Origin of the sequence: Paraburkholderia dipogonis (genome assembly GCF_046027395.1) — a bacterium.
GTDB lineage: Bacteria > Pseudomonadota > Gammaproteobacteria > Burkholderiales > Burkholderiaceae > Paraburkholderia > Paraburkholderia dipogonis_A.
This window is the reverse complement of the sequence record NZ_JAQQEG010000029.1, coordinates 76709-90774: the sequence shown is the minus strand read 5'-3', so window position 1 is coordinate 90774 and position 14066 is coordinate 76709. Positions and strand designations below refer to the sequence as shown.

At 65.1% G+C, this 14066-nt stretch carries 13 protein-coding genes; all 13 read right to left on the bottom strand.

Going from position 1 to position 14066, the window contains the following annotated elements; all coding sequences use genetic code 11:
• Nucleotides 1-8 precede the first annotated feature (8 nt).
• The 13 genes from PQR32_RS27535 to PQR32_RS27475 all read right to left on the bottom strand — a co-directional run bounded on the left by PQR32_RS27535 (nt 9) and on the right by PQR32_RS27475 (nt 13999).
• Nucleotides 9-1190, bottom strand: coding sequence for a beta-ketoacyl-[acyl-carrier-protein] synthase family protein (locus tag PQR32_RS27535; RefSeq protein WP_408234320.1), 1182 nt, complete (start codon nt 1188-1190; stop codon nt 9-11).
• On the bottom strand, nt 1187-3595 hold the full coding sequence (locus PQR32_RS27530) for an MMPL family transporter (RefSeq protein ID WP_408234317.1): 2409 nt from the start codon (nt 3593-3595) through the stop codon (nt 1187-1189). Before PQR32_RS27530 ends, PQR32_RS27535 begins: the two co-directional genes overlap by 4 nt.
• Nucleotides 3595-4275, bottom strand: a complete 681-nt coding sequence (locus tag PQR32_RS27525; protein ID WP_408234315.1) for a LolA family protein — start codon at nt 4273-4275, stop codon at nt 3595-3597. The genes PQR32_RS27530 and PQR32_RS27525 overlap by 1 nt, the downstream gene beginning before the upstream one ends.
• Nucleotides 4263-4694: an acyl-CoA thioesterase gene (locus PQR32_RS27520; protein WP_408234312.1), complete on the bottom strand. Its 432-nt coding sequence runs from the start codon at nt 4692-4694 to the stop codon at nt 4263-4265. Before PQR32_RS27520 ends, PQR32_RS27525 begins: the two co-directional genes overlap by 13 nt.
• Nucleotides 4691-6286, bottom strand: coding sequence for an HAL/PAL/TAL family ammonia-lyase (locus PQR32_RS27515; RefSeq protein WP_408234309.1), 1596 nt, complete (start codon nt 6284-6286; stop codon nt 4691-4693). Before PQR32_RS27515 ends, PQR32_RS27520 begins: the two co-directional genes overlap by 4 nt.
• Nucleotides 6273-7997 carry a glycosyltransferase family 2 protein gene (locus tag PQR32_RS27510; protein WP_408234306.1) on the bottom strand — a complete coding sequence of 575 codons (1725 nt, stop codon included), beginning with the start codon at nt 7995-7997 and terminating at the stop codon, nt 6273-6275. Before PQR32_RS27510 ends, PQR32_RS27515 begins: the two co-directional genes overlap by 14 nt.
• Nucleotides 7997-9910 carry an ApeI family dehydratase gene (locus PQR32_RS27505; RefSeq protein ID WP_408234303.1) on the bottom strand — a complete coding sequence of 638 codons (1914 nt, stop codon included), beginning with the start codon at nt 9908-9910 and terminating at the stop codon, nt 7997-7999. The genes PQR32_RS27510 and PQR32_RS27505 overlap by 1 nt, the downstream gene beginning before the upstream one ends.
• Nucleotides 9907-10569 carry a COG4648 family protein gene (locus PQR32_RS27500; RefSeq protein WP_408234300.1) on the bottom strand — a complete coding sequence of 221 codons (663 nt, stop codon included), beginning with the start codon at nt 10567-10569 and terminating at the stop codon, nt 9907-9909. Before PQR32_RS27500 ends, PQR32_RS27505 begins: the two co-directional genes overlap by 4 nt.
• On the bottom strand, nt 10569-10820 hold the full coding sequence (locus PQR32_RS27495) for an acyl carrier protein (RefSeq protein WP_007180827.1): 252 nt from the start codon (nt 10818-10820) through the stop codon (nt 10569-10571). Before PQR32_RS27495 ends, PQR32_RS27500 begins: the two co-directional genes overlap by 1 nt.
• A 3-nt stretch (nt 10821-10823) precedes the next feature.
• The gene (locus PQR32_RS27490) at nt 10824-11123 is read right to left on the bottom strand and encodes a phosphopantetheine-binding protein (protein WP_106283313.1); all 300 of its coding nucleotides are present in this window, start codon (nt 11121-11123) and stop codon (nt 10824-10826) included.
• Nucleotides 11098-11892, bottom strand: coding sequence for a lysophospholipid acyltransferase family protein (locus tag PQR32_RS27485; RefSeq protein WP_408234296.1), 795 nt, complete (start codon nt 11890-11892; stop codon nt 11098-11100). The genes PQR32_RS27490 and PQR32_RS27485 overlap by 26 nt, the downstream gene beginning before the upstream one ends.
• Nucleotides 11876-12604, bottom strand: coding sequence for a beta-ketoacyl synthase chain length factor (locus PQR32_RS27480; protein ID WP_408234293.1), 729 nt, complete (start codon nt 12602-12604; stop codon nt 11876-11878). Before PQR32_RS27480 ends, PQR32_RS27485 begins: the two co-directional genes overlap by 17 nt.
• Before the next feature lie 690 nt (nt 12605-13294).
• Nucleotides 13295-13999 (bottom strand): DUF4136 domain-containing protein, encoded by a 705-nt coding sequence (locus PQR32_RS27475; RefSeq protein ID WP_408234290.1) that lies wholly within the window; start codon nt 13997-13999, stop codon nt 13295-13297.
• Nucleotides 14000-14066: the final 67 nt, after the last annotated feature.

Below are 14066 nucleotides of genomic sequence, written 5' to 3'. Positions count from 1 at the left end.
CGCGTGGCTCATCGGGCGAGGATCAGGCTGACATTGCTGCCGCCGAAAGCAAATGAGTTGCTCATCGCGTATTGCGCGCCGCTTTGCGGCATGAAGCGTTCGCTAACGACCAGGTCCAGCGCCGGCAACGCGGGGTCGGCTTCGCCGTCCCACAGATGACGCGGCAACGGCACGTTGTCATGCGCCAGCGAAAGCCACGTGAAGCCGAGTTCGGTGGCGCCCGCCGCGCCGAGCTGGTGGCCGGTCAACGGCTTGGTGCCGCTCGTCGCCACGCCTTGCGGAAACACTCGCGACATCAAACCCGCTTCCATTTCATCGTTCTTGCGCGTGGCGGTGGCGTGCAGATTCACATAGCCGATCGCCGACGACTCGATGCCCGCATCGGTAAGCGCCGCGCGCAAAGCGAGTTCACCGCCCACGCCTTGCGGGTCCGGCGACGAAATGTGATGCGCGTCGCTCGATTCGCCGACGCCCGCGAGCCGCACCGCCGCTTCGTCGCGGCTCATGAGGAACACGGCTGCGCCTTCACCGACGTTGATCCCGCACCGGTTGCGGCTCATCGGATTGCTGCGCACATTGCTGGTCGATTCGAGCGATGCGAAACCCTGCACCGTCAGCTCGCACAACGAATCGACGCCGCCCACCACGACGGCGTCGCACAGTTGCAATTGCAGCAGCCGGCGCGCGGACGCGAACGCCTTCGCACTCGACGTGCACGCGGTCGAGATGGTGAACGCCGGACCATGCAAGCCGAGCACGGCGGCGGCGAACGGCGCGGCCGTGCCGATTTCCATTTGCCGGTAGTTGAAGTTCGCGGGCAGATCGCCCGCTTGCGCCTGATAGACGAACGCCGCTTCGGCGGCCTCGATGCCCGACGTGCTGGTGCCGAGCACCACGCCGATGCGATGCGCGCCGTAGCGCTCCCGTGCCGCGTCCACAGCGGGCGCGATCTGCGTCAGCGCGGCGAGCAACAGGCGGTTATTGCGGCAGTCGTAACGGGAGAGTTCGGTGGGCGGCGCAAGGTCCAGCGGCGTGAGCACGCTGCCGACGAACGCTTCACCGATCCCCGTATGCGCGTTCGCCATACCGGGCGAACGACCAGCGGCGAGCGCCGGGACAATGCTCTCGAGGTCGCCGCCGAGCGCGTTGATCATGCCGGGCGCGTGCAAATAAACTGATGGCGCTTTCATTCGGCCCTCCTTGATTCCGATGGCATGCCGATCGGCGCGAGCAATACCGATACAGCGATACCGAGCGCGAGCGTCGCGCCGAAACTCTTCAGCGCGGGCATTGCGCTCATGCCGAGCATGCCGAACGACAACAACGTGGTGGCCGCGGACAACAACACGCCCGTCCACACCGCGCCGAGATCCGCGTCCGCGCGCAGGCAGCCTTCGCGCAGGAACACGGCATAGTTTGCGCCCACGCCGAGCACGAGCATCAGCGCGAGCCAGTTGAACAGATTGAGCGGCACGTGCGCATAGCCGAATACGGCGAGCGTGACGCCCACGGCGAGCAGCACCGGCAAGGTCACGGCGATACCGCCGCGCACCTTGTACCGCAACATTAGCAGGACGAGTACAAGGGCGAGCGCGCCGCCGAGCCACCATCCGCTATCCACGCGATACGCGCCGAACAGCTTCGACACGCTGGCGGCCTTGTCGACGAACACGACGCCGGGCAAGCCCTGCGCGGTCGCGATCAGCGCGGGTTCATTCTGCGGCGTGACGCCCTGCGGAATGACGACCGCTGCGTAGGCTTTCGTCGACGAATCGACTTCGCCGAGCCAGAGATGTTTGTACGGTTGCGACCACGGCGCCGCGAGCCACGTATCGATCGTGAGCGGCGCTTGCGGTTTGGCGTACGCGGCGAGCCAGGCGTCGGCGACTTCGTCCTTGAAGCCGGCTTGCAGGAGCGTGGCGCGCAACGCCGCGCGGTCGTTGAACACGTGTTGCGCGAGCAACGCGCGATCTTCATCCTGTTGTTTCGCGGACGGCACGAACTGCGCGACCGATTGATAGCTGCCGACCTTGTTCGCGGTGCCGTTCAACGCATCCAGATTCGTGCCCAATGCTTCCGCGCGTTGCAGCACGAGTTCCGGCGTCTCGCCGCGCACGACGAAAAACTGCGCGCTGTTATCCACGCCGACCGCCGCGCGCACCTTGTCTTCCTGCGCGACGAGCGCCGGATCGCGCTGGATCAGCAGATGGATATCGTCGTCGCTGGTCAGACGCAGCCAGCCGGGAATCGCTAACAGCAGCAACAGCGCCGCGACGAACCATGTCCGCCTGCCGCCGATCGTGCGACGCCACACCGTCAGCAGGCGCGCCGCGCCTGCAAACACACGCTTGGGGCTGCGTTTGGGCGCGCGCGTGAGCAGCGCGGGCAGCAGCCACAGCACGGAGGCGAACGCCGTCGTAATACCGGCAATCGCGAAGCAGGCGATCTGCTTGAGCGCGGGAAACGGCACCCACGTGAGAATCGCATAGCCGAGCAGGCTCGTGGCGAGCGCCACGCTCAACGCGGGACGCACCGCGCGCGCGCCGCGCCGCGCGTCCCAGTCGCGCTGCGCGCCGAGATACACCACGAAGTACTGAATCGAATAGTCCACGGCCTCGCCGATCAGACTGGCGCCGAACACGAGCGTCAGCAAATGCAGCTTGCCGAACACCAGCATCGTCACCGCAAGTGCGCAGACAATGCCAAGCGCAGTCGATACGAAGCCGAGCAGTAGCAGACGCGGTGAGCGGAACACCCACATCATCAGAAGCGCGATGCCGCACAGCGACGCGACGCCGATCAGATGCACTTCATGTTCCGATGCGCTGCGCGCCGATTCCGCGTAAAACACGGCGCCGGTTCGCGCGACCGATACATCGGGAAACGACTGCCTCAGTGTGCTTTCGCCTTGAGCGAGCGCTGCAAGTACCGCGTGCTGCGTCTTCGTTTCGTACGCGGAGCCCGGCAGCGTCGCGACAATCAGCACGCTGGTGGCCGCACCTTGATGCGCAACCAGCATGTTGTCTTCGACTTCGAGATTCGACGTCGCAAGCGGCAGGCCGCCGAGCCAGTGTTCGAGCCAGCCGAACGGATCGTCGACGAGCGGCGTGGTGAGTCCGCCGCGTAATGGGCTGTAGATGCGCTGGGCGAGCGCGTCATGTAACGTGGTGCCAGCAGCACCGCCCGCGAGCGCGACGCGATCCGCAGGCGCCAGCAAGCCGAAGCGATACGGCATGTACAGCGATGCGATCTGCGACAGATCGAACGGCGGCAATTCCGCCGTCACCGAACCAAACGCGCCGCTCTTTTGCAACGACGCGCCGAGTTGTTTCGCCGCGGCTTTCGCGTGCGCGTCGTCATTGCTGGTGACCAAGAAAACCGTGCGATCGCCGAGCGCGCTCGCCAACGTATCGACTGCCTTTTCGGCGACAGGGTCGGCCTCGGTCGCCGGCAACAGCGCGAGCAGATTGGTTTGCAGGGGCGACGGTCCCGCGAACCGCCAGCCGCAATAGAGCGCAGCAACGAGCGCGAGCAGCAGCCACGCGGCGCGCATGCCCCACGTCTGTTTCGCGGATCGCTGTTGCAGCATCTCCATCACGGCGCCCCGAGCAGACCGCGTTCAGCCGCGCTGAGTTCGGTGACGGCCGCGCTCTTCGTGAAGTCGAGTTGGGTGACGTCGCCGTTCGCGAGCGTGATGCGTAAGCGCTGCAGATAGTCGCCGCCGTTCATCTCCAGACCTTTGATCGACTGCGCGATCTGCGGCTGGTTCGGCGTGAGTTGCATGCGCCATTGCGCGGCGCTGCCTTCGGCCTGCACGTCGAATTGCGAGTACAGCGCCGACAGATCGCCGCCGAGCATCGCGCGCATCATCTTCGAGACCTGCGCGACGCCGCGCGCGCCCTGCGCACTGTGAGCCGTGACGCGCTGGCCGTTGGCGTTGACTTCGGCGACGCCGGCATCGGTGATCACATAGGTGGCTTTGTAGGGCGTGTCGATCCGCCAGATCACGCCGCGTTCGCGGAAGAACAGCAGCGAGCCGGTGCTCACCAACGGCTGCTTCATCGCGGCGAGTGTTTGCGTCTGCGCGAATTGCGCGCGCACGCCCTTGGCTTGCGCGAGATGCGCGGCGATCTGCGAGACGAGCGCGGGATTGCCGGGCGTGACTTCTTTCGTCGATGCGGCCGATGCGGGTTCCGTCGATACGACTGTCGCGGCAAACACGCTCAATGCGCTCAGCGTGCCCACGACAACGGCACGGAAATTCATCGCCCCCATACGCGCTCCAGCTTGTCGAACACGACCGGCGGCGAGACGAACTGCAACTCCTGAGTGGCGGCATCGACCGCGACCTGGATCGTATAACCCTTGGTCAGCCGCGCGCCGGTCGCGCAATCGACGATTTCATAGCCTATTTTCAGGCGGTTTTCGTGTTCGAGCAGTTGCGTGCGCACTTCGATCTGCTGACCGTAGGTGGCCGGCTTCACGTACTTGAGATGCGCTTCCACGATCGGCCACAGATAACCCGAAGCCTGCATCTCGCGATAGTCGTAGTCGAAAGCGCGCAACAGCGCCGCGCGGCCGATCTCGAAGTACTTCAGATAATGGCCGTGCCAGCACACGTTCATCGCGTCGACATCGTGGAACGGCACTTCCACCGTCGCGCTCGCGCTCAGCACTTTGCGGGAACCGGTCATGCGCTCGATCCTCCGCGATAGTCGCTCGCCAGATCGCACGCGGCAATGCGCGCGGTCAGTGCACGCAGTTCGTGTTCGAGCGCGCGGTCTTCGTCGACGAACGGCGACTGCGCGCTCACGCTGTCGATGAACGCCTGCAGCGGCGCCGGCACCGGCGTGGCGCTGTCGATCTTCAAGCGCAGACGCGCGGCTTGCACCGTCGCGAGCGTATGCGCGGCGGCGACCTGCTCGGTCAGTTCCAGCACGCGCAGGCAGTCGCGCGCGGCGATCGTGCCCATGCTGACCTTGTCCTGATTGTGCGCCTCGGTGGAACGCGAAAAGACGCTGGCGGGCATCGTGTTCTTCAACGCTTCAGCGGTCCATGCGGACGACGAAATCTGCACCGCCTTGAAACCGTGATTGATCGCAGCGCGCGCGGGCGCCGCGCCCGACAGATTACGCGGCAAGCCATTGTTGAAGTTCACGTCGACCAACAGCGCGAGTTGCCGGTCCATCAGATCGGCCAGATTGGCGACCGCGACCTTCAGCGAGTCCATCGCGAAGGCGATATGCCCGCCGTAGAAGTTGCCGCCGTGCAGCACGCGTTCGTTGTCCGGATCAATCAGCGGGTTGTCGTTCGCGCTGTTCAGTTCGTTCTCGACATCGCGACGCACCCACGAAAGCGCATCGCGCGCCACACCGATCACGTGTGGCGCGCAGCGAATCGAATAACGGTCCTGTAGACGGTGGCCCGGCGTGTCGTCGCGGCCGGACAGATCATCGCGAATCCATGCCGCGGCTTGCGCCTGACCGGCGTGCGGCTTCACTTCGAACAGCATCGCGTCGAAGTGCGCGGCGCGGCCGTCGAGCGCGACCGTGCATAGCGCCGTCAGGCGCGCGGTGAGCCGCGTCAGATGATCGGCGCGCGCAAACGCGAGACAGGCGAGACCCGTCATCACCGCCGTGCCGTTCATCAGCGCGAGCCCTTCTTTCGGCGCGAGCGTGAGCGGCACGTGACCGAGTTCGGTCCACACTTCGCGCACGTCACGCAGATGTCCTTCGAACATCACCTCGCGTTCGCCCGCGAGCGCGGCGGCCACATACGAGAGCGGCGTGAGATCGCCGCTCGCGCCGACCGAGCCTTCCGACGGAATACGCGGCAACACGCGATGATTGACCAGATCGGCCAGACGTTCGAGCAACACGGGACGCACGCCGGAAAAACCGTAAGCAAGCGAGTTGAGTCGCGCGGCGATCACCGCGAGCGTTTGCGCGTCGTCGAGATATTGGCCCATGCCGCAGCCGTGATAGCGCGTGAGTTGCAGCGGCAAGGCTTCGACGAGTTCCATCGGCACGTCGACCACGCAGGCGTCGCCGTAACCGGTGTTGACGCCGTACACAGTCGCGCCCGCGGCCAGGTGGCGGCGCAGAAAATCCGCGCCGCGCTGGATACGCGCGCGCCACGCCGGGTCGGCGCTCAAGGCGACCGGCGCGCCATGCTGCGCAATCGCGACGACCTCTTCGATCGTCAGCTTGCGGCCGCCGATCACGACTGCCGCTGTGTTTGCGTTCGCGCCGGCATTCGGCACATCGATCAGATCATGTTCGGCCATTCGCGCCTCGCTTGGGGCTGGCCCAGAAATCGAAGAAGTTGAACCATTGGTAAGGTGCCTTGCGGCAATAATGTTCGAGACGCGCGGCATAGCGCTGCGCCCACGCGGCGAGATGCTGCGCGCGTTCGCGGCGCGGCAGTTCGATGCGCTCGGCGAACGGTTCGAAATACAGACGGTAGCCGTCGCGCTCTTTCAGACAGAAGAACAGGTAGACGGGACAGCCCAGCGCATGCGCGAGCACATACGGACCTTGCGCGAACGGCGCGGTCGAGCCGAGGAATTGCGCCTCGGTCGTGCGGCCCGCTTCATGCGCGGGCACGCGGTCACCGACAATCACCAGCAGCTCGCCGCCATCGACGCGCTCCTGCATCATCATCGCGGTCTCGGGGCCGAAGTCGCTGACTTCGAGCAGATGCTTCGCGAACTCGCTATTCGCCGAGGCCAGCACGCTATTGAAACGGCGCGCGTGCTCCGTATAGACGACCGCCGTGACCTTCGCATAAGCGCCCTGCGCGGCGAGCGCGCGGGTCATTTCCAGATTGCCGAGATGCGCGCCGATCACGAGCGCGCCCTTGCCGCTCGCCACCAACGCCTCGAATGCCGAAGGATCTTCGAATTTGACGTCGGCGTTGTTCACGCGGCCCGACCATGCCGCGAGCTTGTCGAACCCCGACTGTGCAAACGCCAGCATATGACGATACGCGGACAGCCAGCCTGGACGCGGCGTGTCGCCGTGCGGCGCAGCCGCGCCGAGATGCTTGAAGTAGTTGCTGGAGGCCTCGCGTGCGGCACGGCCCGTCAGCAGAAAATACGCGACGATCGGATGCAGCCACAGCGCGGTGAAGCGTCGGCCGAACAGCTTGCAACTGAGCGCAAGCAGCGACATGCCGAGGTGGCTGCCTCGTTCGGCGATACGCCACCAGTCCTGTTCGCTTTCTTTGGCCGGCGCATCTGCAAGTGCGGAGCGACGCGGCATTACCTTGTGCGCGAGTAGCATCGGCAGACGCCACAGCATGCCGAACACGAGCCGCGTATGACTGCGGCTGATGCGCACGTTGTCCCACAGCACGTCGAAATGCGAGACGCCGTCGCTCGCATAGGTGACACGCGTTGGAATCGAGCGGAACGCCGCGCGCCACCAATACAGACGCACGAGGATCTCAATGTCGAAGTCCATGCGCGTGGGCAGTTGCACGCTGTCGATCAGATTGCAGGCCAGCGCCAGCGGATAGAGGCGAAAGCCGCACATCGAGTCGCGGATCGTCAGCGAAAGCGTTTCGACCCACACCCACACGTGCGTCAAATAACGGCCGTAGAGACGCGCTTTCGGCACGCTCTCGTCGTAGACCGGGCGGCCGAGAATCACCGCGCCCGGTTCGGCGTGGGACGCTTCGATGAAACGCGGCACGTCGGCGGCGTCGTGCTGGCCGTCGGCGTCGATCTGCAACGCGTGCGTGTAGCCCGCCTTGCGCGCGGCGCGCAGCCCCGCCATCACCGCCGCGCCTTTGCCGCCGTTGACCGGCAGGCGCAGCAGCGTGAGCTGTCCCGCGTACTGCTGCGCGAGCGCGGCGAGCACCTGCTGGGTGGCCTCGTCGCTGCCGTCGTCGACGACGAAAAACGGCAGGCCGTGAACCGCCAGATGCGCCACGGTCGCGCCGATCGCGGCCTTATGGTTGTAGATCGGAATGACGATGCACGGGGAGAAGCTCATCACGCTGCCTCCCCGTAGACGATCACGCCGGACGCGCATTCACGGCCGTTCACGCGGTACGCGAACTGCACGCGCCGACGCGCCGCATCGTGCGCGAGCGTGAGCTTGAGCACCGCGCCCGGCGATACCGGCGCCATGAACTTCAGACGATCGATCGACGCCACCGCGCGCACGGCCGGCACGTGCTCAGCGGCCAGACGCATCGCCCAGTCGATTTGGATGACGCCCGGCAGAATCGGCAGCCCGGGAAAGTGGCCGGCGAAATGCACGAGCGTCGGCGGCACGCGCAACTCGTAGTGCAGCGTGTCGCCGCTGCGCGCTTCGGCCAGCACTTCCATGCCTTCGACGCGCGGTTCGAACGCGGCCGCCACCGCGGCCACCGGCAGTTTGCCGCGCGCGTCGAACGGCAGCGTGACGCGAAAACGCCAGTGGCGCGGCAGCACCACGACGTCGAAATATTCGGCGAGATGCCGGCGCAGGACTTTCGCGAGCGTCACGCGGCCTTCGTCGCGCAAGGCCGCGCCGCCCGCTTCGGTCAGCGCCACGACGGCGCCGACGCGCTCGCGCGAGGCGCCTTCCAGCGGCACGAGCGCCGCTTGCGCAACATACGGATGCAGCGCGAGGCGCGCTTCCAGTTCCGGCAGCGAGACGCGTTTGCCGTCGAGCTTGAGCACGCGGTCGAGCCGGCCTTGCAGACGGAAACGGCCCTCGGTGTCGAAGGCGATTTTGTCGTCGGTGCGATGCCAGCCGGCGTGATCGAGATGCGGCGAGCGGACGTTCAACGCGCCGTCTTCGTCGCAGCGCACTTCGATGCCCGACACCGGTTGCCAGGCATCGGTCCGATCCTGGCGCCGCCACGCGATGCCGCCGGTTTCCGTGCTCCCGTAGATTTCGAGCGGCGCGGCGCCGTAGGCCGCGGCGTATTCCTGCGCGGCTTCGAGCGCGAGCGGGCCGCCCGATGAAAAGAACGCGCGCGGCGCCGGCGTCAGATCGGCGAAGCCGGGCAACGCGGGCCAGCGCGACAGTTGTGCGGGTGTTGAAACGATCACCGCTGCGCCGCATCGTTCGATCTGAGCTTGCAGATGCAAAGGCTCGATGCTGACCGCGCGGTCGAACGCGCGGCCGGCTGCGAGCGGCCACAGCACGCGGAACAGCAAACCGTAGATGTGGTGATGCGGGACACTCGCGAGCATCGTCGCGTCGCCGACTAGCGCGCCCCACTGCTTTTCCAGCGTGTGCACTTCGGCGTTGAATTGCGCGAGCGTCTTACGGATCGGCTTGGGGCGGCCACTGCTGCCAGAAGTGTAGAGCGTGAGCGGGGCTTGGGGGTCGATTAGGTAAGCGGCGCGGGACGTGTGCGCGGAAGCGGCCTCGGCGTTGGCGGCGTTGGTGTGGGCTCCGGCGTTGTCTGCCGCCGCTGTGTTGTCTGCCGCTCCTGCGTTAACGTCGGCTCCCGTGTTGAGGTCGGCGTCGGCATTGGTTACGGCGTTGACTTCAGCTTCGGCGTTGACTTCAGCTTCGGCGTTGACTTCAGCTTCGGCGTTGACTTCAGCTTCGGCGTTGACACCGACGTTGGCTCCGGCGGCGAACGCGAACGGCGGCAAATCCGCATCAGTCAGCACGACTTCATACGCGTCGGCGAGATCGGCGAGATAACCCGGCGTCGAGTTGGCCGGAATCACCGGCTCCTTGCCGCACGCGAATAGCGCAAAGAGCGCGCAGGCGAAATCGAACGGATCGTCGATGCACAACGCGTAACGTTGCGCATCCTGGGTTTGCACGAGCGCGATCAGCGCGGCGACGCGCGCGCGAAACGCCGCGCGATCGAGCACCGTGGCGCCGTCACGGCATACCGGTACGGACACCGCAGAAGCCTCACCGGCCACCGACAACAGATCATGCAACGCGATCATGCCGCCTCCGAACGCGCGGCGCGCGGCAGCACGACCAGATAACGCCAGATGATCTCGGCCACCAGCAGCACGCCGATCAGCACATAGGCGATCGCGCCGTTGTAGAGCGACCAGCTCGCGCGGCTCCAGTACAACGCCGTATAAGCGGAAAACACGCCGTTCAGCGCGAAGAACGCGCACCACACCTGGGTCACGCGCAGCGTATGACGCACCGCGCCCGGCGGCAAATTCGGATTGCCGAGGCGCGCGAATTTTTCGATCATCGACGGGCCGTGCACGAGCGTCGCCCCGAACGCGATCAACAACCCCACATTGACGAGCGACGGGTAAAGACGCAGCAGCAGCTCGCTATTGGTCAACACGATCGCCGCCGACGCGCAGCTCAGCAAACCCACCACGGTCCAGTCGATCGTGGAGAGCCGCCGGAGCGAGGTCGCGACCGGGCCGCTGCCGGCCCAGCGCTGCAGCCACAGGATCGCAAACAGCATGCAGCCGACGTAGCGCGGCGTGTCCCATTTCCACGCGCACAGAATCAGCGCGGGGTACGCGAGCTTCAACAGCACCTGCACGGCGGTTTTGCCCAGGTGGCGCTCAGTGCCGGGCGAGGCATCGGCGGCCCGATCCGCCGCCGCTTGCGTTCGCGAGCGCACGGCGGGCATCAGCCTTGAGCCGCCAGCAGCGATTCGACCGCACCGATCACGTCGCCGACGGTGCGCACCGACTTGAACTCTTCCGGCTTGATGCGGCGCCCGGTCATTTCCTGCAGTTTGATCGCGAGGTCGACGGCGTCGATGCTGTCGAGATCGAGGTCTTCGAACAGATGCGCCTCCGGCGTGACTCGCTCGGGCTCGATTGCGAAGTTCTCTTTGAAGATGGCGCGAATGCGCTCCAGAATCTCTGCCTCGGACACGATTTACTCCCCCTTTCTGGTTGTTTCGTTCACAGCGTGCACCGCTTCGCGCTGGCTCGCCACCAGCGCCGCCAGCGTGCTGATCGAGCGGAAGTGTTCGCGCGTGCGCTCGTCGTTCGCCGCTATGGTGAGTTGGTATTGTTTGCGCAGCACGATGCCGATTTCGAGCGCATCGATCGAATCGAGACCGATGCCGTCGGTATCGAACAACGGGGCATCGTCGTCGATATCGGCCGGGCTCAGGTCTTCCAGATCGAGAGCTTCGATCAGGAGCTGTTTAATTTCCAGTTTTAAAGAATCCATAATCGAACAGGTGCTGAGTAATGTGTGCTTCGACGGCGCTCGTCACGCTGCGCGCCGCGAGAGCCGGTGGAGTGTCATGGGCCGTGAGCTGGTCGACGCCGAGCGGCTCGAGTACGTTCACGCGTATTCTGAACGCGCGCGCCGGCACGTCGTACCAGCGCATCTGCTTGGTGAATGCGGGCGGGTCGCAATCCATCAGCACTGGGACGATCGGCGCGCCGACCTTCAGCGCCATGTGCGCGAAACCGCGCGAAAACGCATGCAGCCGGTTCGGCGCGGGGCTGCGCGTGCCTTCCGGAAAAATGATCATGGTATAGCCTGCGGCCAGTTGCTTCGCGCCGGCCTCGACGAGTTCCGCGGGATCGGCATTGCTGACGTACTCCGCCGAGCGCACGATGCCCCAGAAACACGGGTTGCTCCAGTGCGCGTTTTTCACCACGCAGCAGGCATGTGGCGTGAGCGACAGTAGCACCATCACGTCGAGATAGGTCGGGTGATTCGCGACCACGATCGCCGGGCCGCCCGCGCGCAACGCCTGCACGCCCGAGACTTCCAGTTCCATCACGCCGATTCGTTGCAATACCGCGACCAGCGCGCGGAAAAACCAGTGAATCACGCTCGTCACCGCGAATTGGCGCGAGGCGCGGTGCGGCCACACCCAGGCGAGCGGAAATACCACCACCGAGAACAGCACGCCGCACACGCCGAAGACCACGAAAGCCATGCCGGTGGCGCAAAATCGCCAGAAGTAATCAAGCCGCGCGGCCATGCCAACTCCAATGCCAGGTGGCGCCGGCGTTTTGCCAGGCGGCGGGCAGGCCGGTTTCCAGGCAGTGCTGCAGGGCCTGGCTCTGGGTCGCGAAGAGGGTTTCCGAGGCGGCGGCGCTCGCGCTCGTTTCGTTCGCCGGCTCGGATTCTGACTGGTCCGCGCGAGACACCGTGCACACCAACTCGCCCGTCGCCGTTTCGCTATCGAGCAGGATCGCGATCGCGCCACCCTGTACTTCGTCTTCGATCATGCCGTACGCCGGGTCGGCTGCTTCGTCGGCGTACACCAGCAGCATCGGCGAATCCGGCTGCGTGGCGTATTGCGCGTGCGCTTCCAGCAGCGCGTAACCCAGCGTTTCCGCGCCGGCCGAGATCGCGCTCGCCGCGGAGCGGTCGCCGCGCGCAATGCCGAACACGCCGGTCATGGCATTGAGCACCGAGAGGCTGAAGGCGGTCGGCGACACCGGCTCGCCCGCGCTGATGGCGCGCAGAATATCCGTCGTGCGCCGCAACTCCCCGTGGCGCGAGGCGAACACGACCCGCACCGCGTCTTTGGCGACACAATCGTGCGCAACCTTCAGCGCCACTCTGGACAGAGTGCTCAGACGACGCCGCACGATCGGCTCGATGAAGCCGATATCGGGTGCGGCAGATGCGGCAGCAGGCCAGCTAGACCAGCGAGCGACCGGAATGGTCCAGTGCAGATCGGGCATATCGGTGTTCGCGCGTAGAAGCGAGGAGAGGCTGAAGCGCCTGACGGAATACGGCACCGTCACAGCGTGTACGCGCCGCGCGGACCGGCAATTCTTCAGCCGGGGTCAATCCAATCTTCTTATATAGGGTTCAGCGAATTAACGGCACTTGGCCCCGATTATTTAGGCGCCTCTGCGAATTAGTCTGAAGGATTGTCTCAGGCTCCCTATGGTCGCCGGAATCATACTGAATATTCTGGGATAAATCAGCCACAAAAGACGTATCCATCTGTATCCGTATCTCTCATGCGACGCCCGGCTGAACTGCGATGGCACGGGCCACAGGCACCATTTTGCGCGCTGCGGACGGACCCCCCGCCCATCAGCAGCGCCGCTTACCGGCGGTCCGCCCACGGAAATATTCCGCCGAAATGCACTAATGCTTTCAATTTACTTTCTTAAAAAGTGTTTCACATTGGAAGGCGCTCGCGTTGTTAGCCGGCCTCATCCCGAAATGCGCGATGCATGGCCGGGTCGAGTCCGCCATTTATGGATCCAATTGCGGTAGCGCGGATGCCGGGATCCGCTATCAGACGCGGAGCTCCGCACTTTTCTGGCGCTGAAAAACAGAACGGCCCGGCAGGATGACCTGTGGGGCCGTTTGCTTGCCGCCGACGTCGCGGTTTCCACGCGCCGCCAGCCAGGTACTATCTACTGAACGACTTTCGCACCGGACGCCGGCATCGGCGCGGCGGCGGGCGCCGTACCGGTCGCCACCATTTCGTTCGATGGCCCGCCACTCTTATCGACCGGAATCTTCACCGTATGAACCACGCCGTTGCCAAGCGGGAAATCGGCCAGCGCGCTACGCGCCAGGTACGGCATGGCCCGAACCAGCGACGACTCGCCGCCCGTATTGCGCGCCGTCACGTTGTAGACCTCCTTGCCGCTTGCCCGCTCCGTAATCCGCACACCCAGCAGGTGCGTGAAGATCGGATAGCTCTGGTTCACGTAAGTGGTTGGGAATGCGCCCCACGGGCCCCACGGATCGAACGGCCGGCCATAGCCCCAGTACGGCGCCGGCCACGGGTTGTAATAAACGGGCTCTGAGACCGTCACCATGTCCGAACGGATTCCATACGAGAGCCCGACCAGATAGCGCGCCTGTGCGGCGTCGACCTGGCGGAACGAATGCGTGGCGAGTTCGTTCGCGACAAAGCGCTCGTAGGTGCTGAGTTCGAGATTATTCTGCTGGTCCGCCGCTCGCGTGAACGCATAGGTTCGCGTGGCGTCGTTACCGCTCCAGTCAGAGAAGGCCGTGACCTGGGTGGTGACGTAGGTCGTGCAGCCGGAAAGCAGCACCGTCAGCGCGGCTATCAGCAGCGCGGCGCGGCGGGTCCATCGATCGATTTTCATGGTCTACCTCGTGAAGCTTCTGAGTTGCCTCTGTATTGTCCGTCAAACCCGGCCTCGTCGACGCACA